Raw genomic sequence first — 24,604 nt, 5'->3', positions numbered from 1 at the left:
TACCGCCCGCGCCACACCGCGCTGCTGTCGGCGGGGTGGACGCCGGGGGCGTGGCGGGTGGAGGCGCGCGCCCGCTACACGGGGACCCGCAACCCGTCGCCCACGGACGCCAACGCCATTCCGGGGTACTGGACCACGGAGCTGGCCGCCGGGCGCGGCTGGCGCCTGCGGGGGTGGACGGCGGAGACGGTGCTGGACGTGGACCGCGCCCTGAACGAGCGGGGCGCGCTGATCGCCGGATTTCCCGAGCCCGGACGCCGGGTTCGCTTCATCGTGCGCCTGGCGCGCACGAACCTTTTATCCAATCCGTAGGACGCACATGCAGAATCGATATGTCCGCCGCCTGGTTGCGCTTGCCGCGCTGTTTGCGGCCGCCGGGTGCGAGAACGATCCCAGCGGGCCGCGGCTCAAGGAGCGCCTGGTGGTGGTGGTGAACAGTGAGGACCGCACCCTGTCGCTCATTCAGCGCGACGGGGCCGGGGCGCCGCGCACGGTGGGGCTGGGCGCGCAGGGCACGCCGGTGGACCTGGCCGTGCTGGGCAACACGGCCGTGGTGCCCATGGGCACGTACCCGTTCGCCGCCGTGGTGGACCTGACCGCGGGCGTGGTGCGGCACAACGTTCCGCTTCCCGCCAACTCGGGCGCAACGGGGGTGGCGTTCCTGAACGATACGCTGGCCATGGTGGCCAACCCCGGGCGCAACTCCGTGTCCACGGTGCGCACGGTGAGCGGCACGTCGGGGCCGGAGATCGCGGTGGGCGTGTACCCGCAGGCCATCGTGGTGGCGCAGAACCAGGTGTTCGTCATCAACGCCAACCTGGTGAACTTCACCCCGGCGGGGAACGGAAGCGTGACCGTGCTCAACAGCAGCCTGGTGCCCACGCGCACCATTCCGCTGTCGGGCATCAACCCGTCGGCGGCGGTGGCGCGCGGCAACCTGCTGTACGTGCTCAACTCGGGGCGCTTCGGGCAGCAGGGCGGGTCGCTTTCCATCATCGACATGACCACGCTGGTGGAAGTGGACCACCGCACCGGTTTCGGCGCGTTCCCCACGGCGCTGGAGGCGGGGGGCGGGTCGGATCTGTACATCGGCGGGTACGGGCTGGGCGTGTTCGTGTACGACGTGGCCACCCACAGCTTTCCCGTTTCGCAGGCCAACTCCTTCAAGCCGAACGGCTCGGCCATCGTGTCGGACATCGCGTTCGATCCGGAAGGGCGCCTGCTGATCACGGACTCGCGCGACTGCGTGGAGCAGGGGTACCTGTACCGGCTGGTGGGGCCAAACGCGCTGGACGGCACGGTGCGCACGGGGGTGTGCCCGGTGGGGATCGCGTTCACGGACATCTTTGAAGGCAACTGAGCTGGGCGTGTTCCGGGGGCGGGGTGCTCGGGGCTGCTGAACAGCGGGTTCGGGCGTGTCCCCGCTGCGCGGGGCCGGGCTTCGCGCGCCGTAGGCAACGATACAACTGTTGCCAACGGCGCCGAGCCCCCTCCGTTGCGGGGCAACGATACTGCTGTTGCCCCTCCACTCCGGGTTCTCGGCCCTGCGGGCGCGAATCCCTCACGCGTGGCGCCGGCCCTCGCTCACTTCGGAGGGCTCGTATGAAGAACCGGCCCGTGCGCGATGCGCACGGGCCGGTTTCGTTGGTCCCCGCGTCGTCCGGTCAGCGGATGACGAACAGCTTGCCGATCAGCGTCACCACGCCGTTCAGGATCAGGCCCAGCGGGCCCAGCACGCGCGGCCGCTGCACCTCCAGTTCGATTCCCGCCAGCGCCACGCGCGCATCCAGCGCCCGCTCGCGGGCCTCCAGCACGTCGATCTCGCCCTGCACGCGCGACAGTTCGCGCTCCACCGCCACCAGGTCCGTCACCGCCGACGCAGCGGACAGGTGCGCGCGCAGGCGGTCGCGCAGGGTGCGCAGCGTGGCGAGGCGCGCGTCGATGTCCACCGCCTGGTCCGTCACGTCCTGCCGGTTCAGCGTGCGACGGGTGACGCGGCCCATGGCGCCCAGCCGGTCCAGCGCCGCCCCGAGCGACGCGGCGGGAACGCGCAGCGTCATCCGCAGCCCGCGCTCGCCGCGCAGCTCCGAGCTTTCCACAAAGCCGCCCATCGCCGTCGCCATGCTGTCCGCCGTCCGCGCGACACGCTGAAGGTCGTTGGCCACCAGCGACAGCGCGGCCCGCTCCACCACCTGCCGCTGCTGCGCCCGCCCCCGCACCACGAGTTCTTCGTGCTGGATCACGCGCTCCGGCGCCGCCGTGGGCGAGCTTTGCATCACCGCGGCGCAGGCGGCCGAGGTGCACAGAAGGACGAGCGGCAGAAGTCGCAAAAGGGGACGCGGCACGGGCGGCTCCGGGTTGGTGGACGAACGGGCGACAGCGGGGATCGACAGCGCGGAAACAACGCACCGCGGACGGCGATCGGGACAGCGCGGAGGGCCCGTCCTCGACAGACCGTGCGGGGAGAGGATACTCTTCATCCGCCGGGATCGCGAGAGGTCCGGCGCGCCCCATCCCCATCCCCGCACGCCATCCGCCATGCAGCCCGCTCCGCAGCGCCAGTACCGCTACTACGACTTCATCACCGCCACCTTCGTGACCGTGCTGCTGTGCAGCAACCTCATCGGCCCCAGCAAGATCTGCGAGCTGTGGGGGTTCACCTTCGGCGCGGGGATCCTGTTCTTTCCCATCTCGTACCTGTTCGGCGACATCCTTACGGAGGTGTACGGCTACGCCCGCGCCCGCCGCGTGGTGTGGACCGGCTTCGGCGCGCTGGCCTTCGCCAGCCTGATGACCGTCGTCGTTCTGCGGCTGCCGCCCGCGCCGGGGTTCGCGGGGCAGGAGGCGCTGCAGTCGGTGTTCGGAAGCACGCCGCGCATCGTGCTGGCGTCGCTGGCGGCGTTCTGGGCCGGGGAGTTCGCCAACTCGTACGTGCTGGCGCGCATGAAGGTGGCCACCGAAGGACGGCACCTGTGGTGGCGCGCCATCGGCAGCACCGCGCTGGGGGCGGTGGTGGACACCGCGATCTTCTATCCCGTGGCGTTCCTGGGCGTGTGGGCCACCCGCGACGTGCTGATGGTGATGGCTACCAACTACGTGCTCAAGGTGGTGTGGGAGATCATCGCGCTTCCCGTCACCTACCGCGTGGTCGCCGCGCTCAAGCGCGCGGAAAGCGAAGACTACTTCGACCGCGGCACCGACTTCACCCCGTTCTCGCTCCAGCCGGAGTAGCGGCGGCGGGACGGCGGGACGGCGGGCGGGAAAACGCGGAGAGGGAGACGGAGCGCCATGGCCCCGTCTCCCTCTCGTTTTCCGCCCGGCGCGGATCAGAAGCTGTTGGAGTCCGCCGGCGCGGGGGACTGCGGGCCGGTGGCGGCGGGCGGCGCGCCCCCGGTCTGAATGCGCTTGGGCGCGCCGTCGGTGCAGTACGACTGCTTGACCGTCATCACCCCGGGGCAGGTCGCGTCGTTGCCGCACTGCTTGACGCGCCACTCCGCCGTCTGCCGGATGGAGGTGGGCGCGGGAACGCCGGTGCAGAAGCCGGGGGTGCTGCGGCTGTACTCCAGGCAGCCGCGGGCAAACGTGCCCACCTTGATGCCTTCGGTGATGCCGTTCATGTTCGCCGCGCGCTTCTTTCCCTCGGCGATGCACCCGTCCTCGTCAGTGGTGGTGCCGAACTGCGCGCCTTCCGCCGCGGACGCCTGCATCCCTTCCTTGTTGCGGTTGAAGAACACCATTCCGCCCACGATCAACAGGAAGAAGAGCAGCAGCAGCACGCCGCAGCCGATGCCCGCGGCCTTGAGGCAGCCCTTCTTTTGCGAGCCGGGCGGCGTGGGGCCGGGAATGATGGGCGGAATGGGCTGCGCGTTGTTCATCGAAAGTCGGGTCAGGTAGGGCGGGAAGGGGAAACGCCTGGAGCAGAACAGATGGGGCACGCGGGGCCCGCTGTCCAGAGGGGCGGCGGTCAGTCGCGGTCGTACGCTTCCAGAATGCGGCGTTCTTCCTGGGCAAGAATGGCCCGCAGCGCCGTTTCCCAGTCGATGCGGTCGGTGAACGCGGCGGCCTGTGCCTCGATCCACACCTCGCGCAGCACCACGTCGCTCACGCCCACCGGCTGCCCCTCGCGGGTGCGGCGCAGCTCCGCCGCGCGCCGCGCGACAGGGATGAGCGGCTCGGGGATGTCGGCTTCCGGATGCAGGTAGGCGCGGCCGGCGGTTTCGTCGCTGCGGCCCTCGGTGGGGTCGTCGGGGGTGGGCGCGGCCTTGCCCCAGCGCCGCGGGTCGGCGGCGACGCGCACGGCCAGGCTCCCTTCGGCAAAGGGCTGCCACCAGTCCACCAGGCCGCCCTGCAGCTCGGCGAGCAACTTTTCAATGCTGGTGCGGATGGGGCCGCTGCGCCCGCCGGGGCGGCGGGCGCGCTCCACGATCAGCAGCAGGTCAACGCCGGGCTGCTCGTGCGCGTGGCTCTGGATCCAACGCAGGGCGCGCTGCCGCGCCGTGTCGGGGCCTTCGCCCTGCAGGTCCAGGCGGCGCGTGGGCGGGTAGCGCTGGCTCTCGTACTCGCGCGCAAGCTCGTTCAGCCGCATGGCGTGGGGATCAAGGTGCGGGTGAAGGGGAACGCGCCCCCGGTACGCACGACCGGGGCCGCGACGGCCTTCAGCGTCCGTAACCGATGGATGCAGGATCCAGTGCGATGGCGACGAGCGGTGCGGCGTCCGAGGGGTTGGTGAGCGGAGTCGGTGTGGGCGATCAAGGTCGATGTGCGGCGGCGGGCTGTGGCCCTCACCCCGCGTGCTGCGCACGACGACCCTCTCCCACGAACAGATGTGGGAGAGGGAGCACACCCCAGTCCGGCGCGGTGTGTCCCGGATCCGACGCAGTTGAATTGAAGCCCCGAGCGTGGACGCGACAGCGGCCACGAGTCGGGGCTTCCCGCTTTCAGAGCGGCGGATTCATCCGCTCAGGGAGGTCGGCGATCTGCCGCGCCGTCTGGGACCTTTGGGCTTGATCGATCATCCCCCGCGCCGAACCGCGCGGCGGTTGGCGTGTGATCCGCCTCGATCTTCGGACTCGGCGAATCCGCGGCGGCCGCCCTCAACGCCGCATCCGGGCGGCGGGTCAGGCGGGCTGCACGATCAGCTTGCCGCGCAGCATGTTCATCCCGCAGGTCCAGGTGAACTCGCCTGCGCGGTCCGGGGTGAACTCCACCGCGGTGGTCTGGTGCGCCGGCAGGTCGCGCGCGATGCCAAAGTCGCCCAGGATCACCTGTTCGCTGCACGAGCTCGTCTCGTCACGAAAGAAGTTGAGGCGCACCGGCCGCCCCTGCCGCACGGTGACCACGGACGGCGAATAGCCGCCGTGCACGGTGATGTCGATTTCCTGCACGCCGCCGGATTCGGTGGCGGCCACCGCCTGCCGCTCGCCCAGGAAGTACCACAGCACCAGCGCGATCAGCGCGATGCCGGCGAGCAGGACGGAGAGTTCGGTGGTGTCCATGGGAGCCTCCGGGTGAAAGTACGAAGGTACGAAAGTACGAAAGTACGAGAGTACGAAAGTGCGACGGACCTGTATGGTGTGCTTCGGACGGTGCCGGTGCGGCGGGAGGAAGCCCCCTCCCCCCAACCCCCTCCACCCGCTCCGCGGGAGAGGGGGAGCCGTTCGGCGCGGGGCCAAAGGTCGGCGCCGACCCGTCCCTCGCACCGGTGCAGCCTCACAGCAGTATCGTGAGGCTTTCAGCCGTTGTTGCGGCGACTTCAGTCGCTCAGCATGCGGTCGCACCGGGTGCCCCTGCCCCCCACCGGCACCCGCCGCCGCGTGCAGGTGAAGTCCCCCGGCTGTTTGGGGGACTTTCCGTCGTTGTTGCGGCGAATTCATTCGCTCAGCCACTCGGCGAGGGGAGCAATCTGCCCGACCCCACACCAATCTATCCATCCACCCGCGAACCTCACCCCCGCGCCGGACTCCATCTCCGCAGCCGGAGCGAGTTGCCCACCACGCTCACGCTGGAAAGCGACATCGCCACGCTCGCCAGCACGGGCGACAGCAGCCATCCGGTCACGGGATACAGCAGCCCCGCCGCGATGGGAATGCCGATCACGTTGTAGATGAACGCCCAGAACAGGTTCTGCTTCACCGTGCGGATGGTGGCGCGCGACAAGCGGATGGCGCTCGCCACGCCGCGCAGGTCTCCGCGCATCAGCGTAACGTCGCTGGCCTCCATCGCCACGTCCGTCCCCGTCCCGATGGCGATTCCCACGTCCGCCTGCGCCAGCGCGGGCGCGTCATTGATCCCGTCGCCCACCATTCCCACGCGGCGCCCGGCATCCTGCAGGCGCTTCACCTCGGCCGCCTTGCCGTCCGGCAGCACCTCGGCGAGCACGTCGTCCACACCCACCTCGCGCGCCACCGCCTCCGCCGTGCGCCGGTTGTCGCCGGTGATCATCACCACGCGCAGCCCCATCCCGCGCAGCGCGGCCACCGCCTCCCGAGACTCCGGCTTCACCCGGTCCGCCACGGCCACCAGCCCCGCCGCGCGCCCGTCCACCGCGGCGAACATGGGGGTGCGCCCCTGGCCCGCCAGGTCGTCCGCGCGGGCGGCCAAGGTGCCGAGGTCCACCCCGTGCTCCGCCATCAGCCGTGCGTTGCCCAGCAGGAGCGCCCGCCCAGCGACCGTGGCCTGGATGCCGTGCCCGGCCATGGCGCCAAACGAATCGGCATCCGCCAGCGCCAGCCCGCGGTCCCGAGCGCCGCGGACGATCGCTTCGCCCAGCGGATGCTCGCTCCCGCGCTCCGCGCTGGCGATCCACCCCAGCAGTTCATCCTCCGCAAACCCCTCCACCGCAACGACGTCGGTGAGCGCGGGGCGGCCCTCCGTGATGGTCCCCGTCTTGTCGAGGATGATGGTGTCCAGCCGGTGCGCCGTCTCCAGGCTCTCGCCGCCCTTGATCAGCACCCCGTGCTCCGCGCCCTTGCCGGTGCCCACCATGATCGCCGTCGGCGTGGCCAGGCCCAGCGCGCAGGGGCAGGCGATGATGAGCACCGAAACGAACGCCACCAGCGCGTCCGTGAAGCGCGTTTCCGTGGGCGCAAGGATGAACCACGCGACAAAGGTGGCGATGGCGATGCTGATGACCACGGGGGTGAACACGCCGCTGATCACGTCCGCCATGCGGGCGATGGGCGCGCGCGACCCCTGCGCGTCCTGCACCATCCGCACGATGCGCTGCAGCGCCGTGTCGCGCCCCACGCGCGTGGCCGTGAAGCGAAAGGAGCCCGTGCGGTTCAGCGTGCCGCCGAACACCTCGTCGCCCGGCGCCTTTTCCACCGGCAGGCTCTCTCCCGTGAGCATCGACTCGTCCACCGCGGACGCGCCGGCCGCCACGCGCCCGTCCACCGCGATCTTTTCGCCCGGGCGCACCACGATCACGTCGCCCACCACGACGTCGGCGATGGGGATGTCCGCCTCTACGTCGCCGCGCAGCACGCGGGCGGTGCGCGGCTGCAGCCCCATCAGCCGGCGGATGGCGTCGCCGGTGCGGCCCTTGGCGCGCGCCTCCAGCATGCGCCCCAGGAGGATGAGCGCGATGATGACGGCCGCCGCCTCGAAGTACACGGGCGGGCCCTGCATTCCGCCCATCCCCGCATGCGCGTCGCCGGCGAACCACGCGGGGCGCACGGTGGCGGCAAGGGAGTACAGGTACGCCGTCCCCGTACCCGTGGCGATCAGCGTATTCATGTCCGCCGCGCGGTGGCGAAGGGCGGCCCACGCGCCGCGGTAGAACTGGCCGCCGGCGTACAGCACCACCGGCGTGGTGAGCAGCAGCTGCACCCACTCCACGCGCCGAAAGGCCAGCAGCGGAATGCGCCCGTGGCTCATCGCCAGCACCAGCACGGGGAGGGAGAGAATGGCCGCCACCCAGAACTTGCGGCGCGTGTCGCGATACTCCGCCGCGCGGTTCTCCGCCTCCACGTCCACGGGCTCGGCGTCGTCCGCCCGCGGGGCGTCGCCCAGCGGAATGCCGAGCGCACGAACGGCGTCACGGAGCGCGCGCTCGTCCGTGACGCCGTCCAGGTAGTCGATCCGCAGCGCGCCGCCCTCCACGTCCGCCGTCACCACACCCGCGATCCCGCGCACCTGGGCGATGCTCTCCGCCGATGCAGACGAGGTTCCATCGAGGGGCAGGACGGCGCGGGCGCTCCCGGCGGCGCCGTAGCCGGTGTTCTGCACCACACCGATCAGCGACGGAAGGCCGGTGGCGGCGGGGTCGTATTCCACCGTGGCGCGGCCGGTGGCAAAGTTCACCCCCGCGCGGTGCACGCCCGGCGCGCGGCTCAGCCTGGTTTCCACGCGGCGCGCGCACGCCGCGCAGGTCATTCCCGTGATCGGCAGTTCCAGCCGCTCGCCGCCCGGCGCCACGTCCGCCCGCTTCCCCATCGTAAGCTGAACGACCGGCACGGTCTTGCCGCCGCCGCCGTCGCCCGCCGAGTCACCGTTCTGCGTGTTCATCATCCACCTCACCGTCGGTGTCCATCCCGGACCTTCCTGCTGTCCGGATACCCCTCCCCCCTATTATGGAGCAAGATGCGCGACGTGTCAACGGTCATCATCCAACGTGTTCCGGAATGCGAAGCGGCGGAGCACCCAGGGTGCCCCGCCGCTTCGCAAGACGAGCTACATAACAGGAACAGAGATACTGAACGTTCAACGTGTGCTCTGCACCCGATCAGAGCAGGCGGTCATCGTCTCTCGGATGGTGTCACCGCGGTTGCCGCAGCGTGATGTAGATCTCGTTGAACGGGTTCGTCTCCGTCTTCCTGCGCACCTCGATGGTGGCGATCTGCGCCGGATCGACAGCCTGCAGCGCATTTCCCTCCACGAGTGAGCCGTCGATGAAGACGCGAAGCGGTTCGTTGACGGGAACGCCTGAGAGGGACCCGTCGAGTCTGACGACGGGCGCTACGTCCGGCTTCAGCTGTGGGACGGTAAGACGATCGCCCGCGCAGGCCGTGAGCAGCGCCAGGGAGGCGAGAGCGAACACGCGGATCGGGATCAGGCGCATGCGGCCTCCGTTGCAGAGGGAGATGCTTTTTTCGGCGCAGGAAAACGTCTGCTTCGGCCACTTCAAGACAGCGCCATAGCGCGATTGCGCACTACACGCCAGCGGGCATGCGGAAGGGCTCGGGCTGGCGGCCGTCCACGTCGGTGAATCCGTACTCGCGGGCCAGGGCACCTGCGGTAAGCACCCGGCCGGACCAGCGCATCACCTGCGCGTCCGTGGCGAGCGCGGCGACGGCGCGGCCCAGGTACTCGGGCGATTCGGTGGACGCCAGATCGAACGGGTTCGCGGCGTGCGCGGCCATCACGCGCTCCGTGCGCATCCACCCGGGCGCGAGCGCCACCGCCGCGACGCCGTGCGGCTTGAGGTCCCACGCCATGCCGTACGCCATGCGCGCCAGCGAGAACTTGGCCAAGTCGTAGTACAGGTGGCGCAGGTACTCGCCTTCTGCCCACGCAATCGTGTTGACGATGAGGCCGCGGCCGCGTTCCACCAGCAGCGGCGCGGCGAAGCGGCTGCTGTCGAGCGCCGCGCGCACGCCGGCCACCATCATGCCGTCCCACGCGGACGCGAGTTCCCAGAACGGCTTCATGGGCAGTCCGGGCGCGCCCTCGTATCCGCCCCACGCGTTGTTCACCAGCAGGTCCATCCCGCCCTGTTCCCGCCGCACGCGCGCAAACAGCGCTTCCACGTCGGCCTGCATCGTGTGGTCGCAGCGCACGCCGACTCCCGTGCCGCCCGCCGCGGTGACCGCGTCCGCCGCGTCCTGCACCGTACCCGGCATGCCGTCGGTGGTCGCCGCGCCGCGGGTGCTGCGGCCCGTGACGTAGACCGTGGCGCCGCGCTCGCCCAGCACGCGCGCGATCGCAAGCCCGGCACCGCGCGTTGCGCCGGTCACCACCGCCACCGTACCCTGCATGCTCGCCATTGCGTTGCTCCAAGCTTGACGTGGAACGCTGCCCGCCGCATTGTTAATTAACGGACATTCATAATCCAGTCAAGATCCCGATGCCGCGTCCGCGGAGTGCCTCCACTGAGCAGATCGTCGCCGCCGCCATCCGGGTGATCGGCCGCATGGGCCCGTCGCGCCTCACGCTGGCGGACGTGGGCGCCGAGGCGGGATTGTCCGCCGCCGCGCTGGTGCAGCGGTTCGGCGGAAAGCGTGAGCTGCTGCTGGCCGTCGCGCGGTCCGGCGCCGGCTCCGTCCAAGATCAGTTCGACGAGGCGCGCGCCCGTTTCCCCTCGTCGCCGCTGAACGCGCTGATGGATGCGCTGGCGGGCGAAGGCGGCCCCATGCAGACGCCGGAGGAGGTGGTCAACCACTTGGCGTTTCTGCAGATCGACCTGACCGATCCCGAATTCCACGCCCTGGCGCTGCAGCACGCCCGGGCGACGCTGGAGGAGATTTCCGCGCTGATCGAGGAGGCGACCGCGGCGGGCGAGCTGGGAGACTGCGATCCCGACGGGGTGGGGCGGACGGTGCAGAACACGCTGAACGGCGCGCTGGTCACCTGGGCGATCTACCGCGAGGGGACGCTGGCGGAGTGGGTGCGCGGGGAGATCGAGGCGGTGCTGGAGCCGTACCGGTGAGGTTTGTCGGGCGATGACGGGCGATGACGGGTGATGACGGGTGATGACGGGCGACTGAAGTCGCGGCAACAACGGCGCGAAGTCCGCCTTCGCGGACTGCAGCCGACGCCTTGGTGCGCATCGCGAGATGCGGTGCGGCCGCTTGTCCAGAGCGAATGAATTCGCCGCTGGAAAAGCACAAAGTCCGCCTTCGCGGACTGCAGCCGCAACCTCGGTGCGGGTCCCAAATGCAGTTGAAGCCCCGAACGGCGCCTGTGGGCGTCGTGTCGGGGCTTCCTGCTTTCCGAGCGGCGGATTGATCCGCTCAGGAGGGCCGGGTTCGGCAACGGCGCCGCGCTGCGCGCGGGCCCCTCCCCCGGCCCCTCCCCGTGCAAACAGACGCACGGAGAGGGGAGAACAGCAAGAACCGTTAGCTTGGCGCAGGTGAAGTCCCCCCGTTCGTTTGGGGGGACTTTCCGTTGTTGTTGCGGCGACTTCAGTCGCTCAGCGCGCTGATCCGCCGTGCCGGTCCACCTCGGGGTCAGTGCGCGCCGGCGCCGGTTGTGGAAGCGGCGGCGGGGAGGAAGTAGAACGCGATCCCCAGGATCACGTACACCGCCAGCAGCTGCACGCCCTCCATCCAGTGGCTTTCCCCGTCGTTGCTGCAGAACGCCATCACCCCCACGCACAGCCCCACCGCAAGCACCTCCAGCGGCGTAAAGATGAGGTCCATGGGCTGAGGCGCGATGAAGTAGCTCAGGAACACCAGCAGCGGCGCCACAAAGAGCGCCACCTGGATGGACGAGCCCACCGCGATGTTGATCGCGCCGTCCATCTTGTTCTTGGCGGCCATGATGATGGCGGTGGAGTGCTCCGCCGCGTTGCCGATGATGGCCACCACGATCACGCCCACAAAGACCTCGCTCCACCCCAGCACTTCCGCCGTTTCCGTGGCCGCGCCCACCAGGAACTCCGCCATTACCGCCACGCCGATGGTGGCCAGCACCAGCATGCCGATGGACCGCCCCAGCGGCTTGGAAGGCGCGTGGGCCGGCTCCGCGTCGGTGCTCGCATCGCCCATGTACAGGTGGCGGTGCGTCTTGAGCGTGAAGAAGAGGCTGGCGATGTAGGTGAGCATGAGCACCACCGCGATCTCGGTGCTCAGGTTGCGCTCCGCGGCGGCGGCGGTGTTGCCCACCAGCTGGTGGAAGATAGCCGGCACCACGAGCCCCACGGCGCTCAGCACCAGCAGGGTGGACCCCAGGCTGGCCGCGGTGCGGTTGAAGCGCTGCGTCTCGTACTTCACGCCGCCCACCAGCGCGCTGAGCCCGAACACCAGGAGCACGTTGCCGATGATGCTCCCCGTGATGGACGCCTTCACCAGGTCGAACAGCCCGGCCCGCAGCGCCACGATGGCGATGATGAGCTCCGCCGCGTTGCCGAAGGTGGCATTCAGCAGGCCGCCCACGCCTTCGCCCACGCGCTCGGCGATTTCTTCGGTGGCGTGCCCCATCAGTCCCGCGAGCGGAATGATTCCCAGGCACGCGACCACGAACAGCGCCGTGGGGGAAGAGTGGAAGTACCACTCCATCAGCATGGCTACCGGCACAAAGACCAGCAGCAGGTTCATCAGGTTGGCGGCCGAGAAGAGGCCGGCCTTGGGGGTGGTGGTCGCCAAGAAACGTGCTCCGGACAGGGGACGTGCGCCTCGGGCGCGGACGGCGCGCAGAGTAAGCCGCGGGCCGCCCGCGCGCAACGAGGAGGGGAAGTGCGGAGTGCGGAGTGACAAGTGCTCAGTGCCCAGTGCCAGGTGCCAAGTGCCACGTGCCCAGTGCCCCCGTACCCCAGCCCTCCCTCCGCAAGCGGGCGAGGGGGAGCCCGTTCGGCGCGGGGGATGGTTCGGTGCGTGCGGCGGGCTGCGGAGGCCCCTCCCCCGGCCCCTCCCCCGGCCCCTCCCCGTGCAAACTGCCGCACGGAGAGGGGAGAACCGCAACCACAGTGAGCTTCGGAGTGTTTGGCGCGGCCGCAGGAGGCCCCCTCCCCCAACCCCCTCCACCCGCTCCGCGGCTTCGGGGTTGCCGTTGGGAGCGGGGTATGGTTCGGTGCGTGCGGCGGGCTGCGGAGGCCCCACCCCCGCCCCGCCCCGTGCAAACTGCCGCACGGAGAGGGGAGAAACCGAACCGGAATCTGCGGCCTCGTGCAGTTGAAGCCTCGATCGTGGACGCGTCAGCGGCCACGAGTCGGGGCTTACCGCTTTTCGAGCCGCGGATTCATCCGCTCAGGAGCGCCGCGTGCGGCACCGAACGCATCGCCCGAGCAGGTGCAGCCTCACAGCAGTATCGTGAGGCTTTCAGCCGTTGTTGCGGCGACTTCAGTCGCTCAGCCCCCCAGCCCGCCGAAAACAACATCGGCCCGGCGCCGCGCGGGCACCGAGCCGAGTTCCACAATCCGTCGCCACTCCTAGCCCACTTTCGTACTCTCGTACTCTCGTACTCTCGTACTGCCGTTCCGCACTCACGCACCCAGCACTCCCGCACTCCCCCTCTACCTCGTCACCACGAAATCATCCCCCCGCGCCCCGTCGTGCATCGTGATGCTCACCAGACGGTCGCGGCCGCTCCCCTTGGCGCGGTACAGCGCCTGGTCCGCGGCGGCCACCAGCGCGTCCGCATCCACCAGGTCCGCGCCCACCGCCACGCCCAGGCTGGCCGTGACTCCCACCGTGCCCCCGGGGACAGGGACGCGCATCTCCGCCAGCGTGGCGCGAAAGCGGTCCGCGAACGAGAGCGCGCCCGCCAGGTCCGTATCGTACAGCAGCACCGCGAACTCCTCGCCGCCAAAGCGCGCCGGAAGGTCCAGGTTGCGCGCGCTGGAGCGGATCAGCCGCCCCACGCGCGCCAGCACCTGGTCGCCCACGCCGTGCCCGTGCGTGTCGTTGATCCGCTTGAAGTGGTCCAGGTCAATCAACACCAGCGCCAACGAGCCGCCCGTGCGCCGCAGCCGCTGCGCCTCGCGCCGCAGCGCATCCTCCAGCACGTGGCGGCGCGACAGCTCCGTCATGGGGTCGGTGAGCGCCGTGATCTCCGTCACCGCCCAGCGTCCCGCCGTCGCCAGCCCCACGCAGAGCACGAAGACCAGGTATCCCAGCCAGAAGGCCGAAGGGGTTCCCGGCAGCAGGTGCGCGACCGGCACCACGCTGTACTCGCTCAGCACGTCGTACGTCAGGGTCGCCGAAAACGCCGCGGTGCCCACCAGCAGCGTGCGGCCGTGCGGCGTGCCCCGGGGCGAGGCGCGCCAGGCACGCGCCACCATCACCAGCAGCCCCAGCGCCATCCCCGCGTCCAGCACGGTGTTGAAGTCGGAGAGCAGCCCCAGCGGCAGCACCAGCGCCGCGCCCCACGAAGCGGCAAAGGCCAGAATCACCATCCACTGCCGCCGGCCGCCGCGCAGGCCGAACAGCTCGTTCACCAGCTTGAGAAAGAACGGTGCGCCCGCCAGCAGGGCCAGTACCCCCAGCCGGTACGGGTTGATGACGGGCATCACCAGCGCCTGCACCGGGTCCGCGTAGGTGGCGCCATAGACGGAAACGCAGGCGCACACCACGGTGAACCAAAGGTTCTCCCGCGCGCCGCGGCGGCGGAGGAAGAAGGCCAGGTGGTACACGCCGATGGCCAGGAAGAACGAGACGAGCCCGCCGATGACCACCGAACGCGGCGAGTGGCGCGCCGCCATCACGTCGTAGCGGCCCACGCGCACGGGCGAGATGAGCCCGCCGTACGCATACTCGTTGAACACGCGCACAGCCACCACGTGTCGCCCGTCGCGCGCGCGGGCCATCACCGAGTCCGGCACCCAGAACAGAATGGGCTGCACGCCCTCCACGAACTCCGGGGGCATCCCGCCGCTGCCGCCAATGCGGACGCCGTTCCAGAACACCTCGAAGGCGTCGCCCACCGAGCCGAAGTGAATGCCCACCGGCCCGTGCGCAATGGCTTCGGGGAGCGCCACCTCGCGGCGGTACCAGCCGAAGCCGTCGTAGGCGCCGATCTCCGCCTCCCACTCCACGCCGCCCCGGATGCGCTGCCAGGCGCGGTCGTCCAGGCCGCGGGCGGCCCACCCGGCGTTGTCGCCGCGGTGGAACTTCCAGGTGCCGAGCGTGAGCGTGTCCCCGGCCTGCGCGTGCGCGGCCATGGGAACGAACCAGAGAAGCAGGAAGAGGAGAATACGGCGGGGCGTCACGGGAGTGCGCGCTGATTTATGGAGGGGAATCCCACAAGGGTACAGGCAACCGTGCGCGCGGTCAAGCGAATCGTTGTGCTCGCGACTTGCAGGGACCCCGGCGGTGCCCTACGTTCCGCCCCTCTGGGGGCAACCCGTTGCACCGCAATCCTTTTCTCATTCCCAGCCAAGGGAGACGCCGCGCCGATGTCGAGCCTTGTTCCGTCCGGGCGTGCGGGAGCGCTCGCAAGCCTGGCCCGCGTGGCCGGCCCGCTTCAGGGCGAAGAGCTCGCCGTCCCCGCCCCGGTGGTCACGCTGGGGCGAGCATCCGCCTGCGACGTGGTCATCGACGACGATTCCGTATCCGCCCGGCACGCGCGGCTGGAGTTTGCCGGCGGCGGGTGGAGCATCACCGATCTGGGGAGCGTGAACGGCACGGCGGTAGGGGGCGCGCGCCTGGCGCCGGAGCAGCCCACCCCGCTTCCCTATGGCGCCACTGTGCGGCTGGGCGGCGTGCAGCTGCAGTTCCGCGAGGTGGAGGCCGCCAACGTGGAGGCGGCCCGCGCGGAGTACGTGGCCCCCGAGGCGCCGCGCACCCTGCGCGAGCAAAAGCGCGGCGGCTTCCCGGTCTGGCTGGCGGTGGTGGTCCTCGTCATCCTGGCGGTGATCGCCATGATCGTCTACACCATGACGCAGGCCACGCCCGTGAGCACCGGACTGGTCACGGTGCCGCTCCCCGTGCTTGCGATGGCGTACCCGTGAGGCTTCACTGGCGGGCCGCCGGGGCCACGCACGTGGGGCGGGTGCGCAAGGGGAACGAGGACAGCTTCGTGATGGACCCGGAGCGCGGCGTGTTCCTGGTGGCCGACGGCATGGGCGGGCACGCGGCGGGGGAAATCGCCAGCGCCATCGCGGCCGAAACCATCGGCGGGGCGTTGCGCGCGGGGGTGGATGCGGGGATGGACGCCGACGCCCTCGCGGCCACGATGGTCGAGTCGTTCCGCGCCGCCGACAGGGCGATCCTGGAGCACGTGGACGCGCACCCCGAAACGTACGGAATGGGGACGACGGCCACCGCCATCGTGCTGTGCACGGACGGCACGTACCGCATGGGCCACGTGGGCGACAGCCGCGCGTACCTGCTGCGCGGCGGCGAGCTGGCGCAGGTGTCGCGCGACCACACCTGGGTGCAGCGCGAGGTGGACGAGGGACGGCTCACCCCGGCCGGCTCGCGCCGCCATCACCTGTCGCACATCCTTACGCGGGCGCTGGGCGCGGACCCGCTGGACACGCCGGACCTGCTGGCCGGAACGCTGGTCCCCGGCGACCAGCTTCTGCTGTGCAGCGACGGGTTGACCGGGATGCTCACGGACCGCGACCTGGGCCGCGTGCTCACCATGAAGCTGCAGATCGAGGAGCGCGTGGCGCGCATGATCCGCGGCGCCAACGTAAAGGGCGGCAAGGACAACATCACCGCCGTGCTGGTGGAGATCGACGGGGCGGTGGATTGACGTTTTTCGTCATCCCCGCGACTCGATGATCCGCCCGATCCACCGTGGTCTTTTGATGAACTCCACTCCGATCCCGACACCCGCGCGCCCGGCTGACTCTTGGCCGGGCGCCGTTTTTCGTTCGTCCGTCCCGCGAACCGGGAGGGGTGGATGACGGACGTGCTGATCGCCGGGGGTGGGGTGATGGGGCTCGCGATCGGGTGGCGGCTGGCGCGGGCGGGGGTGGACGTGACCGTGCTGGAGCGCGACGGGGCGGAGTGCGACCGGCCGACCGGCGCGTGGTGGGCATCCGCCGGGATGCTGGCGCCGCTCAGCGAGGCCGGCTTCGACGATCCGGACGCGCTGGCGTTCGGGCGGGCGTCGCTGGCGCTGTATCCGCAGTTCGCGGCGGAGTTGGAGGCGGATGCGGGGCAGTCCATCGGCCTGCGCACGGAGGGGACGGTGATTGCCGCCGCGGACCGCGACGAGGCGGTGTGGCTTCGGCGGCAGTGGACGTATCACCAGGAACTCGGGCTCCCCACGCAGTGGATGAGCGGCGACGAGGCCCGCGAGCGCGAGCCGCACCTGGGCCCCCGCGTGCCCGCCGCGCTCTTTGCGCCCACGGACCACCAGGTGGACAGCCGCCTTCTGGGCGCGGCGCTGCGGCGCGCCTTTCTGGCCCGCGGCGGCACCCTGCGCGACGGCTGGGAGGTGGCGCGCATCGACGTGGAGGGCGGCCGTGCGCGCGGCGTGTGGGCACGTCCGGTCGCGACGCTCCCGGGCGCGGAGGCTGGCGCGCCGTGCGGTGCGGCTCCGGGTGCGGGAGAGGGTGCGGCGCAGGCCGGCGAGCATCGCGCCGCGGAGGAGCGGATCGCGGCGGATCGCGTGCTCGTCTGCACGGGGTCGTGGACGCGCCTGCTGCTGGCGGATGGAGAGACGGCCGCCGCCGCCCCGCGCGTCCGGCCGGTGAAGGGCCAGCTGCTGGCGCTGGAGATGTCGCCGCTGCTCACGCTCGCGCACGTGGTGCGCACCCGGCGCGTGTACCTGGTCCCGCGCGCGGACGGGCGCCTCGTCATCGGGGCAACGAGCGAGGAGGCGGGCTTCGACATGCGGATGACGGCGGGCGGCGTGCTGGATCTGCTGCGCGACGCGTGGGAGGTGCTGCCCGGCATCTACGATCTGCCGCTGCTGCAGACGTGGGCCGGCCTGCGTCCCGTGAGCCGCGACGGGCTGCCGGTGCTGGGCGCCACGCCGGTGGAAGGATTGTTCCTGGCCACCGGGCACGGCCGCAACGGAATCCTGCTCACCCCCGCCACGGCCATGGCGATGGCCGAACTGCTCATGACGGGCACCACGCCCGACGCCATCCTCCCCTTTGCCCTGAGCCGTTTCGGCTGAGGGGTGGGAGAGGCACATCTCACGGAATTCTGGGCGGATCGGACGGATGAGTGTGGGCGCGGGCTGTGGCCCTCACCCGTCCGCGCTGAGACGCGTCCACCCTCTCCCACGAACAGATGTGGGAGAGGGAGCACACGGCAACGGCAGTGCGGGGCGTCGGCTTCGGCGCATGCCGCGGCTGTGGGCCCCTCCCCGGCGCTCCCCGCTCCCCTCCCGGCCGGAAGCGAAGCGCAATCGGGAGAACGGCAGTCCGGTGCACTTCGGACGGTGCCGTGCAGGCGGAGAGGCTCCCTCTCCCCGGCCCTCTCCCCCGCTGTCGCGGGAGAAAGGGAGACCTCAGCGCGCGGGCGGCGTTCGGCGGCGAAGCGGTCGCCCGCTCGGGGCCAGCCTCTGGTCGTATCGTGAGGCTTTCAGCCGTTGTTGCGGCGACTTTAGTCGCTCAACCAACCGGCGCTGCACGAATCTGGGAATCCGTCTCGAGCCGTCCGCCCCGGCAACCCTCCCCCAGTCTGTTTTGGGGGAGGGTGGGCCGGTGGTGCCGGCCCGGGTGGGGGCCGCCCCGGGCTCCGCCGCCCACTCCGGCACCCGAACCCCCGTGCAGGTGAAGTCTCCCCGTCTGTTTTGGGGAGACTTTCCGCAGTCGTTGCGGCGACTTCAGTCGCTCAGCAGCACGCGCCGGGCTCCGATTATTCCACACGGGCCCTCAGCTCCAAGTGTGGCCGTCACCCGGCTCCTGTTGATCGCCGTCGCTTCCGCGATCAGAGGTGGAGAGGGGCGCCGCCAATCTTGTTTGGCTACTTTGTCAACTTCCCGGCAGGGGCGCGGCTTTTTGGCTTGGTGAAGCCCTCGGGTTGCCGCCGCGGGAAGGGTCAGCCGGCGGGGCGGGGCGTGGGGTGGCGGTCGTGGAGGGCGCGGGCGTACGCCGGTGTCTTGCGCAGCGAGCCGCACGACTCGCCGGGCATCTTCTTGGTCCCGAACGGGCGCAGGCTGTCCACACGCGCCGAATCGCGCGCCGTCGATGCGCGATCGTACTGGTCCAGGCACTCGGCGATGCTCCCCGTGCGCGGCCGGTTCTGCAGAACGGCCACAATGGCGAACGCGATTCCCACGATCGCGACGACGCGGATCCACCCCAGGTCCATGGTGATCCAGAACGGGACGCGCTTGTTCTTGTTGCGGGGCTTGGGCCTGGTCATCTGATCGAAAGCAGGTGCGAGGAACGGAGCAGCAGAGTAGTACGCCGCCGCGCCCCGCGCGTTCTTCCCATCCATCCGGATGCGATGCCGGTTCAGCGCAAATCCGCTCATCCCAACGACATACCGGATCGCCACGCGCGCCCGGCGAACTGCGTTTCTACATCCCCCTTGCACCTGACGTAGCGTGAGGGTTTAGCATGTTGCCGTGGCCACAACACACGCGGGATGAACGAGGGAGATTCGCGGATGCGGACCTGGAAGGTGGGCGAACTGGCGAAGCAGACCGGGCTTACCGTGCGCACGCTGCACCACTACGACCAGATCGGGCTGCTTTCGCCGTCGCACCGGACGGCGGCGGGGCACCGGCTGTACGGCGAGGTGGACGTGGGCCGGCTTCAGCAGATCGTTTCGCTGCGAAGCCTGGGGTTCGCGCTGGACGACGTCCGTGCGGTGCTGCGCGACGGCATGGCGCCGCTGGAGGTGGTGCGGATGCACGCGGCACGGCTGCGCGAGCAGATCCACGCCCAGCAGCGGCTGGCGGACCGGCTGGACCGGGTCGCCGCCGGGCTGGAGCACGCCCACCGCGTTTCTCCCGACGAACTGATCCACACCATCGAGGAGATTACGAGAATGGAGCAATACTACACGCCCGAGCAGATGGAGTACCTCAACCAGCGCCGCGAGATCGTGGGCGAGGCGCGCATCCGTGAGGTGGAGGCCGAGTGGCCGCGCCTGATGGACGAGGTACGCGCCGAGATGCAGGCGGGCACGGACCCGGCGGACCCGCGCGTGCAGGAGTTGGCGCGGCGGTGGATGGGGCTGCTGGCGGAGTTCACCGGCGGCGACCCGGGCATCGCGCGCAGCGCCAGCGCCGTCTGGGAGAACGAGACGGAGGTCCAGGGCATCAACGCCGCGGAAATGCGCGAGATAATGGGATACATCGGCCGCGCCAAGGCCGCGGGTTCGGCGTCCTGAGCCATGGCCGGATGATCGCCCTCCTGCATGGATGAAAATGAGCAGCCCTCCCCTGGATGGTTTCGGGGGAGGGCTGTTCGCGTGGGAGCGAATGAATTCGCCGCAACAACGGCGGAAAGTCTCCCCAAACAGACGGGGAGACTTCACCTGCACGGGGCGGATGGTTGGTACGACTGAGCGAGTGAACTCGCCGCAACAACGGCTGGAAGCCTCACGATACTGCCGTGAGGCTGCTCCGGCGCCGGCTGCAGCCCCGGTGCGAATTCTTCCCTCTCCGCGCGGCTGTTTGCGCGGGGAGGGGCGGGGGAGGGGCCGCCCGCCGTCGCGGGGCACGATCCGAAGCGCACGGGCCCGGCCCGGCCCTGAGCGGATGAATCCGCCGCTCCAACAGCGGGAAGCCCCGACTCGTGGCCGCTGAAGCGGCCACGATCGAGGCTTCAACCGACCGGCGGGACGCCCGGCGCGTGCTGCTCACGCTGATGTGGCCGCCGCAGTCCGCGCAGGCGGACTTCGTGCTTTCCCAGCGGCGAATCCATTCGCTCTGGACGTCGCCGCGCCGATCGTTCCGAACCGCCCCGTACTTCCGTTGGTGTGTGCTCCCACTCCCACATCTGTTCGTGGGAGAGGGTCGTCGTGCGCAGCACGCGGGGTGAGGGCCACAGCCCGCGCACGCGCACCGAACCGACCAACCGCACCGAACGGCTCCCCTCGCCCGCCGGGAGAGGGGCTACGGGGTGCCTCAGCATGCGCCAAAGCCTCCGAAGTGCCCCGTTCCGCCGCTCCATCGCCGCCTCAGCCCTCGCACCCGACCCCGTCGCCATCTCCATCGAGGCGGTGCGGATCGGGGCCGTCCACGCGCACCGGACCGTTTACGTCATCGCAATCCAGATCGTACCCGTTCCACGCCGGATACGGAGCGAGCCCATCGTCCACGAATCCCCGAACGAAGCCGCCGCCCTCTCCATCCGCTTCCTCGGGAGGACCGGCGGGCGGCTCGGGCGGTACGCCGATGGGCTCCGGGCCGTCATCCTCCGTGTCATCCGGCGCGCTGGGCGGCAGGATGATGACGGGAGGAGGGATCTGGTTGATGATGGTGGTCCGCGGCGGGTCATGGCGGCAGGTGGCGATCATCACGACAAGCGCAAGGAGAACCGCGACCGTGTACCTCATGAACGTTGCCTCCATGATAAAGTCGGACACAACGGGGGCTTCACATCCGTGAAACCGCCCCGTCCTACGGGTTCAGCACGTCCCTGTACGTGGCGCGCAGGACGGCGGCGCGGCTGTCCGTAACCTCGATGCTGCACATCAGGATTTCCGGATTCTGCAGGCTCCCGCCCTTGAACATCCCGCCCCGCACCTCGCACTCCCGCTCGCGGTACGCCGTCCAGCTCTCGCCCGCGCTCTTGAGCCCGGCGGCGGTCTCCGCCCCCGCGCGCGCCCCGATGCTGTCCTGCAGCGCCTGAAGCCGGGTTTCCGCGCGGTCCAGCACGCCGGACAGGCAGTACTGCATCTGGATGGTCGTCCGCTGTGCGCAGTCCGACACCGTCGTGTCGCGCGGGGCCGCCTTTTCCGCCACGGCGGGGCGGGCGGCGGCGGGCGCCTCCGCCCTGGCCGCGGGTTCGGGCGCCGTGCAGGCAACAGGAAGGAAGGCACAGACAAGGAGGAACACGGCGCGCATGACTCGGGGGTGCACAGGTTCAAAAGGCGACAGCGGCGTCACAGGCGCGACACCGCGCCCTGGGTTCCGTTTACGCGGACGACCTCTCCGTCGCGCAGCGCCGAAAGCGCGCCGTGCACGGCCATCACCGCGGGGATGCCCACCTCGCGCGCCGTGACCGCGCCGTGGGAAAGCGGTCCGCCGCTCTCCGTGATCACCGCGACCGCGGAGTAGAAGAGCGGCGTCCACGCGGGGTTGGTGGTGCGCGCCACCAGCACGGAGCCGGGGACGAAGCGCGCGAAGTCTTCCACGCCGTGCACCAGGCACACCGGCCCCTCCGCCGCGCCGGGCGACCCGGCCAGCCCGCGCAGCGCGCCCTCGGGCGGCGGCGCGTTGTCCTGCCCCCACACGCGTGGCGGCTGCGTGGCGCGCTGGCGCTCGTACGCGGCGCGGTTCTCGGCCGCTTCCGCCGTCGCCTCCGCGTCCGCGCCGCCGCCGTTCTCCATCAGCCGCTGCAGCGTGCGCTTGCGCAGAAAGAACACGTCTTCCGCCACGGACAGCACACCGCGCCGCACCAGCCGCGCGCCCAGTTCGGTCGCCGCCGCGCGGCTGAGCGGGTTCAGGCGCGTGGTCTGGTAGTGCTCCAGGTCGTCCAGCGCGGTGTAGGCGCGGGCCAGGCGCAGCAGTTCCGCCGCGAAGTTGCGCAGCTCCTCCGGCACGGCGGCCAGGAACTCCCGTTCCGCCGCGGACTGGCGGGCGCGCAGGTCGCCCTCGCGCGCGCCGGGATCGGGAACGTCGCCCTGCAGCAGCATGAGCCGCAGGTTCTCCAGCACCACCCACGGCTGCCCGCTCCACGTGGGAACGTACGTGTCGAACTCCACCTCGCGGTGCCCGTGATCCTCCAGAAACCGCCGGAACGCGAACAGGAAGCGCGGGTGCGCCTCCAGCAACCCGTCATCCCAGACGCGCCGCCGGTCCGTGCCCGTCAGCAGCGCGGCCAGGGCGGGCTCCGCGGCGGCGATGCGGTACAGGCGGTACAGATCGCCGTTCACCAGGCTGGTCTTGAGCTCGCTGAACGAGTTGAGCGCGTCGTACAGCACCGGGGCTTTTTCCGCCCCCGCCAGCAGGTGCACCAGCCGGTACAGCGTGCGGTGCAGCACGCCGTGGGTGATGGAGATGGCGATGTTGGGCAGAAAGTAGGCGCGGCCCAGCGCGTCGATGTCACGCATCTGCCGCCACACCTGGTCATCCGTCAGCGTGTGCAGCGGCACCGCGCCCAGCCGGCCGAGCGCCAGCAGGTAGCGGTCCAGGTCGCGCGCCCAGGTGACGGGAAGCTCCTGCACCCAGCGGTACTGCGACACCATGGTTTCGCGCATGGCGCGCAGCTCGTCCAGGCTCTCGAACGACACCTGCTGCCCGGCGGTGAACAGCTGCACCGCCGTCTGGTTGCCGTACACGTATCCGTCGAAACGGTCGAACCATGCGCCGCGAAAAGGCGGCAGCCCCATCAACTCCAGCGAGTACGTGAGCGACTCGTGAAACCCGTCCATGGTGAAGTCCCATGTGAGCGGCGTGACAGGGCTGGGAAAGCGCTCCGCGGACTCGTCGCGCGTCCACCGCTCGGGAAACTCCGTCACGGGACGTGACTGCAGCAGGTGCAGCTCTCCCTCGGCCAGCGCCCACTCCACGTCCTGCGGAAAGGCGTAGAACCGCTCCACGCGCCGCACCATGTCGGCCAGCGCGCGCAGATCGGTTTCCGCCAGGCACGGCACGTCGCGCCGCGCGGCGTCCACCTCCACCCGCTCCGTTCCCTTCGCGCCACCGACGAGCGCGTGCTCCTTGGTGGAGATGGACTGCTCCACCACCTCGCCCGTGCGCTTGGCCAGCACGAACTGGTCAATGCCGCCCTCGCCGGACACCACCGTTTCGCCCAGCCCGTACGCGGCGTTGACCACCACCTGGTCCAGCGCGCCGGTGATGGGGTTCATGGAGAACGCCACGCCCGCCACCTCGCTGCGCACCATGCGCTGGATGACGACGGCCATGGCCGCGGCGTCGGGCGCGAACCCCTTTTCGTGGCGGTAGCGGACCGCGCGGTCCTCCCACAGCGAGGCGAAGCAGCGGCGAACGGCGTCGATCACGTCGTCCACGCCCTCCACGTTCAGATACGTGTCGTGCTGCCCGGCGAACGCGGCTCCGGCGAGGTCCTCCAGCGTCGCGGAGGAGCGCACGGACACGCGCCCGCCGGCCAGCAGCGCGGGAAGGCGTTCGCGCAGTGCGGCGTCCACCTGCGGCGGCAAAGGACTCTCCGTGAGGCGCGCGCGGATGTCGGCGCACTGCGCGTGCAGCCGCGGCGCGTCCTCCGGCGTAAGCGCGGCGGCGAGGTCCGCCAGGCCGGGGACGGAGGCCAGGAAAGCGCGATAGCTCTCCGCGGGGACAATGACGCCCGGCGGAACGCCGAACCCGCCCTGCGTGAGTCGGGCGAGGCTCGCGCCTTTCCCGCCAGAGACGGCCGTTTCCGTCGCCGCGGGATCGGAGAACTCCAGGAGTGCATGCATGGGATCGGTATGCTGACGGGAGAACGGAATCGTTGATCACGGGTGCGTCGCCGGGCTGTGGCCCTCACCCGGCTCGCTTAGGCTCGCCACCCTCTCCCACGAACAGATGTGGGAGAGGGGGCACACGGCAACTGCGGTCTGGGGCGTCGGGCCCCATCGGAGCATGCCGCGGGCGCCCCTCACCCCCCCCAGCGTCCTCTCCCGCAGCGGGCGAGGGGGGCTGCGGTGTGGGCGGATGGTTCGGTTTATCGGCGGGACGGGTACGGCGCGTGACACCGGGCGTTTTGCCGGGCCGGTTCAGACGGCGCGGACGGCGATGCAGTCGCGTCCCCCGTGCCCAGAGCGAATGAATTCGCCGCTGGAAAAGCACGAAGTCCGCCTGCGCGGACTGCATCCGGGGCTCCGTCGTACGCCACCTGCGCCGGGGTGTCCGCCGGGTCGGTTGAAGCCTCGATCGTGGACGCGTCAGCGGCCACGAGTCGGGG

At 70.6% G+C, this 24,604-nt stretch carries 21 protein-coding genes; 8 read left to right on the top strand and 13 right to left on the bottom strand.

The features are described from left to right. Both VF665_RS16770 and VF665_RS16765 read left to right on the top strand, forming a co-directional pair. Positions 1-312 (top strand): TonB-dependent receptor (locus VF665_RS16770; RefSeq protein ID WP_331054596.1); only part of this gene is annotated, 312 nt, incomplete at its 5' end. Between the two features lie 7 nt (positions 313-319). Then, positions 320-1,360, top strand: coding sequence for a hypothetical protein (locus VF665_RS16765; protein ID WP_331054595.1), 1,041 nt, complete (start codon positions 320-322; stop codon positions 1,358-1,360). A gap of 304 nt (positions 1,361-1,664) precedes the next feature. Here VF665_RS16765 and VF665_RS16760 read toward each other — a convergent pair whose 3' ends face one another. Beyond that, positions 1,665-2,345 (bottom strand): DUF4349 domain-containing protein, encoded by a 681-nt coding sequence (locus VF665_RS16760; RefSeq protein WP_331054594.1) that lies wholly within the window; start codon positions 2,343-2,345, stop codon positions 1,665-1,667. A gap of 193 nt (positions 2,346-2,538) precedes the next feature. On the opposite strand from VF665_RS16760, the gene VF665_RS16755 reads away from it, so the two are divergent. Beyond that, positions 2,539-3,231: a queuosine precursor transporter gene (locus tag VF665_RS16755; protein WP_331054593.1), complete on the top strand. Its 693-nt coding sequence runs from the start codon at positions 2,539-2,541 to the stop codon at positions 3,229-3,231. A 95-nt stretch (positions 3,232-3,326) separates the two neighbouring features. Here VF665_RS16755 and VF665_RS16750 read toward each other — a convergent pair whose 3' ends face one another. The 6 genes from VF665_RS16750 to VF665_RS16725 form a co-directional block, all read right to left on the bottom strand. Further along, positions 3,327-3,875, bottom strand: a complete 549-nt coding sequence (locus VF665_RS16750; protein WP_331054592.1) for a hypothetical protein — start codon at positions 3,873-3,875, stop codon at positions 3,327-3,329. 89 nt (positions 3,876-3,964) lie between these two features. Further along, on the bottom strand, positions 3,965-4,585 hold the full coding sequence (locus tag VF665_RS16745; RefSeq protein ID WP_331054591.1) for a hypothetical protein: 621 nt from the start codon (positions 4,583-4,585) through the stop codon (positions 3,965-3,967). 532 nt (positions 4,586-5,117) lie between these two features. Beyond that, the gene (locus tag VF665_RS16740; protein WP_331054590.1) at positions 5,118-5,495 is read right to left on the bottom strand and encodes a cupredoxin domain-containing protein; all 378 of its coding nucleotides are present in this window, start codon (positions 5,493-5,495) and stop codon (positions 5,118-5,120) included. Between the two features lie 448 nt (positions 5,496-5,943). Further along, positions 5,944-8,505, bottom strand: a complete 2,562-nt coding sequence (locus VF665_RS16735; protein ID WP_331054589.1) for a heavy metal translocating P-type ATPase — start codon at positions 8,503-8,505, stop codon at positions 5,944-5,946. Positions 8,506-8,755: 250 nt separating this feature from the next. Beyond that, on the bottom strand, positions 8,756-9,058 hold the full coding sequence (locus VF665_RS16730) for a hypothetical protein (RefSeq protein ID WP_331054588.1): 303 nt from the start codon (positions 9,056-9,058) through the stop codon (positions 8,756-8,758). Positions 9,059-9,149: 91 nt separating this feature from the next. Then, positions 9,150-9,983: an SDR family NAD(P)-dependent oxidoreductase gene (locus VF665_RS16725; protein ID WP_331054587.1), complete on the bottom strand. Its 834-nt coding sequence runs from the start codon at positions 9,981-9,983 to the stop codon at positions 9,150-9,152. Positions 9,984-10,063: 80 nt separating this feature from the next. Between VF665_RS16725 and VF665_RS16720 the strand changes: the two genes are divergently transcribed. Further along, positions 10,064-10,645, top strand: coding sequence for a helix-turn-helix domain-containing protein (locus VF665_RS16720; protein WP_331054586.1), 582 nt, complete (start codon positions 10,064-10,066; stop codon positions 10,643-10,645). 520 nt (positions 10,646-11,165) lie between these two features. Here the strand turns inward: VF665_RS16720 and cax are convergent. After that, complete coding sequence (gene cax, locus VF665_RS16715; protein WP_331054585.1) at positions 11,166-12,302, bottom strand: calcium/proton exchanger; 1,137 nt, start codon at positions 12,300-12,302, stop codon at positions 11,166-11,168. A gap of 866 nt (positions 12,303-13,168) precedes the next feature. Next, the gene (locus tag VF665_RS16710; protein WP_331054584.1) at positions 13,169-14,863 is read right to left on the bottom strand and encodes a diguanylate cyclase; all 1,695 of its coding nucleotides are present in this window, start codon (positions 14,861-14,863) and stop codon (positions 13,169-13,171) included. A gap of 186 nt (positions 14,864-15,049) precedes the next feature. On the opposite strand from VF665_RS16710, the gene VF665_RS16705 reads away from it, so the two are divergent. The 3 genes from VF665_RS16705 to VF665_RS16695 all read left to right on the top strand — a co-directional run bounded on the left by VF665_RS16705 (position 15,050) and on the right by VF665_RS16695 (position 17,730). Next, positions 15,050-15,604, top strand: coding sequence for an FHA domain-containing protein (locus tag VF665_RS16705; RefSeq protein WP_331054583.1), 555 nt, complete (start codon positions 15,050-15,052; stop codon positions 15,602-15,604). Then, complete coding sequence (locus tag VF665_RS16700) at positions 15,601-16,353, top strand: PP2C family protein-serine/threonine phosphatase (protein ID WP_331054582.1); 753 nt, start codon at positions 15,601-15,603, stop codon at positions 16,351-16,353. The genes VF665_RS16705 and VF665_RS16700 overlap by 4 nt, the downstream gene beginning before the upstream one ends. Before the next feature lie 150 nt (positions 16,354-16,503). Then, positions 16,504-17,730: an FAD-dependent oxidoreductase gene (locus tag VF665_RS16695; RefSeq protein WP_331054581.1), complete on the top strand. Its 1,227-nt coding sequence runs from the start codon at positions 16,504-16,506 to the stop codon at positions 17,728-17,730. 869 nt (positions 17,731-18,599) lie between these two features. Here VF665_RS16695 and VF665_RS16690 read toward each other — a convergent pair. Further along, positions 18,600-18,926 (bottom strand): hypothetical protein, encoded by a 327-nt coding sequence (locus VF665_RS16690; protein ID WP_331054580.1) that lies wholly within the window; start codon positions 18,924-18,926, stop codon positions 18,600-18,602. 246 nt (positions 18,927-19,172) lie between these two features. Here VF665_RS16690 and VF665_RS16685 point away from each other — a divergent pair, with 246 nt between their 5' ends. After that, entirely contained in the window at positions 19,173-19,901 is a 729-nt protein-coding gene (locus VF665_RS16685) for a MerR family transcriptional regulator (protein ID WP_331054579.1), read from the top strand. A gap of 792 nt (positions 19,902-20,693) precedes the next feature. Here VF665_RS16685 and VF665_RS16680 read toward each other — a convergent pair. The 3 genes from VF665_RS16680 to VF665_RS16670 form a co-directional block, all read right to left on the bottom strand. Further along, on the bottom strand, positions 20,694-21,071 hold the full coding sequence (locus tag VF665_RS16680) for a hypothetical protein (protein WP_331054578.1): 378 nt from the start codon (positions 21,069-21,071) through the stop codon (positions 20,694-20,696). A gap of 64 nt (positions 21,072-21,135) precedes the next feature. After that, on the bottom strand, positions 21,136-21,582 hold the full coding sequence (locus VF665_RS16675) for a lysozyme inhibitor LprI family protein (RefSeq protein ID WP_331054577.1): 447 nt from the start codon (positions 21,580-21,582) through the stop codon (positions 21,136-21,138). Positions 21,583-21,620: 38 nt separating this feature from the next. After that, positions 21,621-24,119 (bottom strand): PEP/pyruvate-binding domain-containing protein, encoded by a 2,499-nt coding sequence (locus tag VF665_RS16670; RefSeq protein WP_331054576.1) that lies wholly within the window; start codon positions 24,117-24,119, stop codon positions 21,621-21,623. Positions 24,120-24,604: the final 485 nt, after the last annotated feature.

This window comes from Longimicrobium sp., from assembly GCF_036387355.1.
In the GTDB taxonomy this organism is placed as follows: domain Bacteria; phylum Gemmatimonadota; class Gemmatimonadetes; order Longimicrobiales; family Longimicrobiaceae; genus Longimicrobium.
The sequence above is the reverse complement of the archived record's forward strand: the minus strand, read 5'-3'. Positions and strand labels throughout refer to the sequence as shown.

What these genes read in the sequence shown, in the direction of transcription:
- VF665_RS16725 (WP_331054587.1), bottom strand. Translation starts at nt 9,983, where the DNA reads ATGGCGAGCATGCAGGGTACGGTGGCGGTGGTGACCGGCGCAACGCGC.
- VF665_RS16705 (WP_331054583.1), top strand. Translation starts at nt 15,050, where the DNA reads ATGTCGAGCCTTGTTCCGTCCGGGCGTGCGGGAGCGCTCGCAAGCCTG.
- VF665_RS16755 (WP_331054593.1), top strand. Translation starts at nt 2,539, where the DNA reads ATGCAGCCCGCTCCGCAGCGCCAGTACCGCTACTACGACTTCATCACC.
- VF665_RS16670 (WP_331054576.1), bottom strand. Translation starts at nt 24,119, where the DNA reads ATGCATGCACTCCTGGAGTTCTCCGATCCCGCGGCGACGGAAACGGCC.
- VF665_RS16735 (WP_331054589.1), bottom strand. Translation starts at nt 8,505, where the DNA reads ATGAACACGCAGAACGGTGACTCGGCGGGCGACGGCGGCGGCGGCAAG.
- VF665_RS16750 (WP_331054592.1), bottom strand. Translation starts at nt 3,875, where the DNA reads ATGAACAACGCGCAGCCCATTCCGCCCATCATTCCCGGCCCCACGCCG.
- VF665_RS16765 (WP_331054595.1), top strand. Translation starts at nt 320, where the DNA reads ATGCAGAATCGATATGTCCGCCGCCTGGTTGCGCTTGCCGCGCTGTTT.
- VF665_RS16740 (WP_331054590.1), bottom strand. Translation starts at nt 5,495, where the DNA reads ATGGACACCACCGAACTCTCCGTCCTGCTCGCCGGCATCGCGCTGATC.
- VF665_RS16685 (WP_331054579.1), top strand. Translation starts at nt 19,173, where the DNA reads ATGCGGACCTGGAAGGTGGGCGAACTGGCGAAGCAGACCGGGCTTACC.
- VF665_RS16690 (WP_331054580.1), bottom strand. Translation starts at nt 18,926, where the DNA reads ATGACCAGGCCCAAGCCCCGCAACAAGAACAAGCGCGTCCCGTTCTGG.
- VF665_RS16720 (WP_331054586.1), top strand. Translation starts at nt 10,064, where the DNA reads ATGCCGCGTCCGCGGAGTGCCTCCACTGAGCAGATCGTCGCCGCCGCC.
- VF665_RS16675 (WP_331054577.1), bottom strand. Translation starts at nt 21,582, where the DNA reads ATGCGCGCCGTGTTCCTCCTTGTCTGTGCCTTCCTTCCTGTTGCCTGC.
- VF665_RS16695 (WP_331054581.1), top strand. Translation starts at nt 16,504, where the DNA reads ATGACGGACGTGCTGATCGCCGGGGGTGGGGTGATGGGGCTCGCGATC.
- VF665_RS16745 (WP_331054591.1), bottom strand. Translation starts at nt 4,585, where the DNA reads ATGCGGCTGAACGAGCTTGCGCGCGAGTACGAGAGCCAGCGCTACCCG.
- VF665_RS16730 (WP_331054588.1), bottom strand. Translation starts at nt 9,058, where the DNA reads ATGCGCCTGATCCCGATCCGCGTGTTCGCTCTCGCCTCCCTGGCGCTG.
- VF665_RS16680 (WP_331054578.1), bottom strand. Translation starts at nt 21,071, where the DNA reads ATGAGGTACACGGTCGCGGTTCTCCTTGCGCTTGTCGTGATGATCGCC.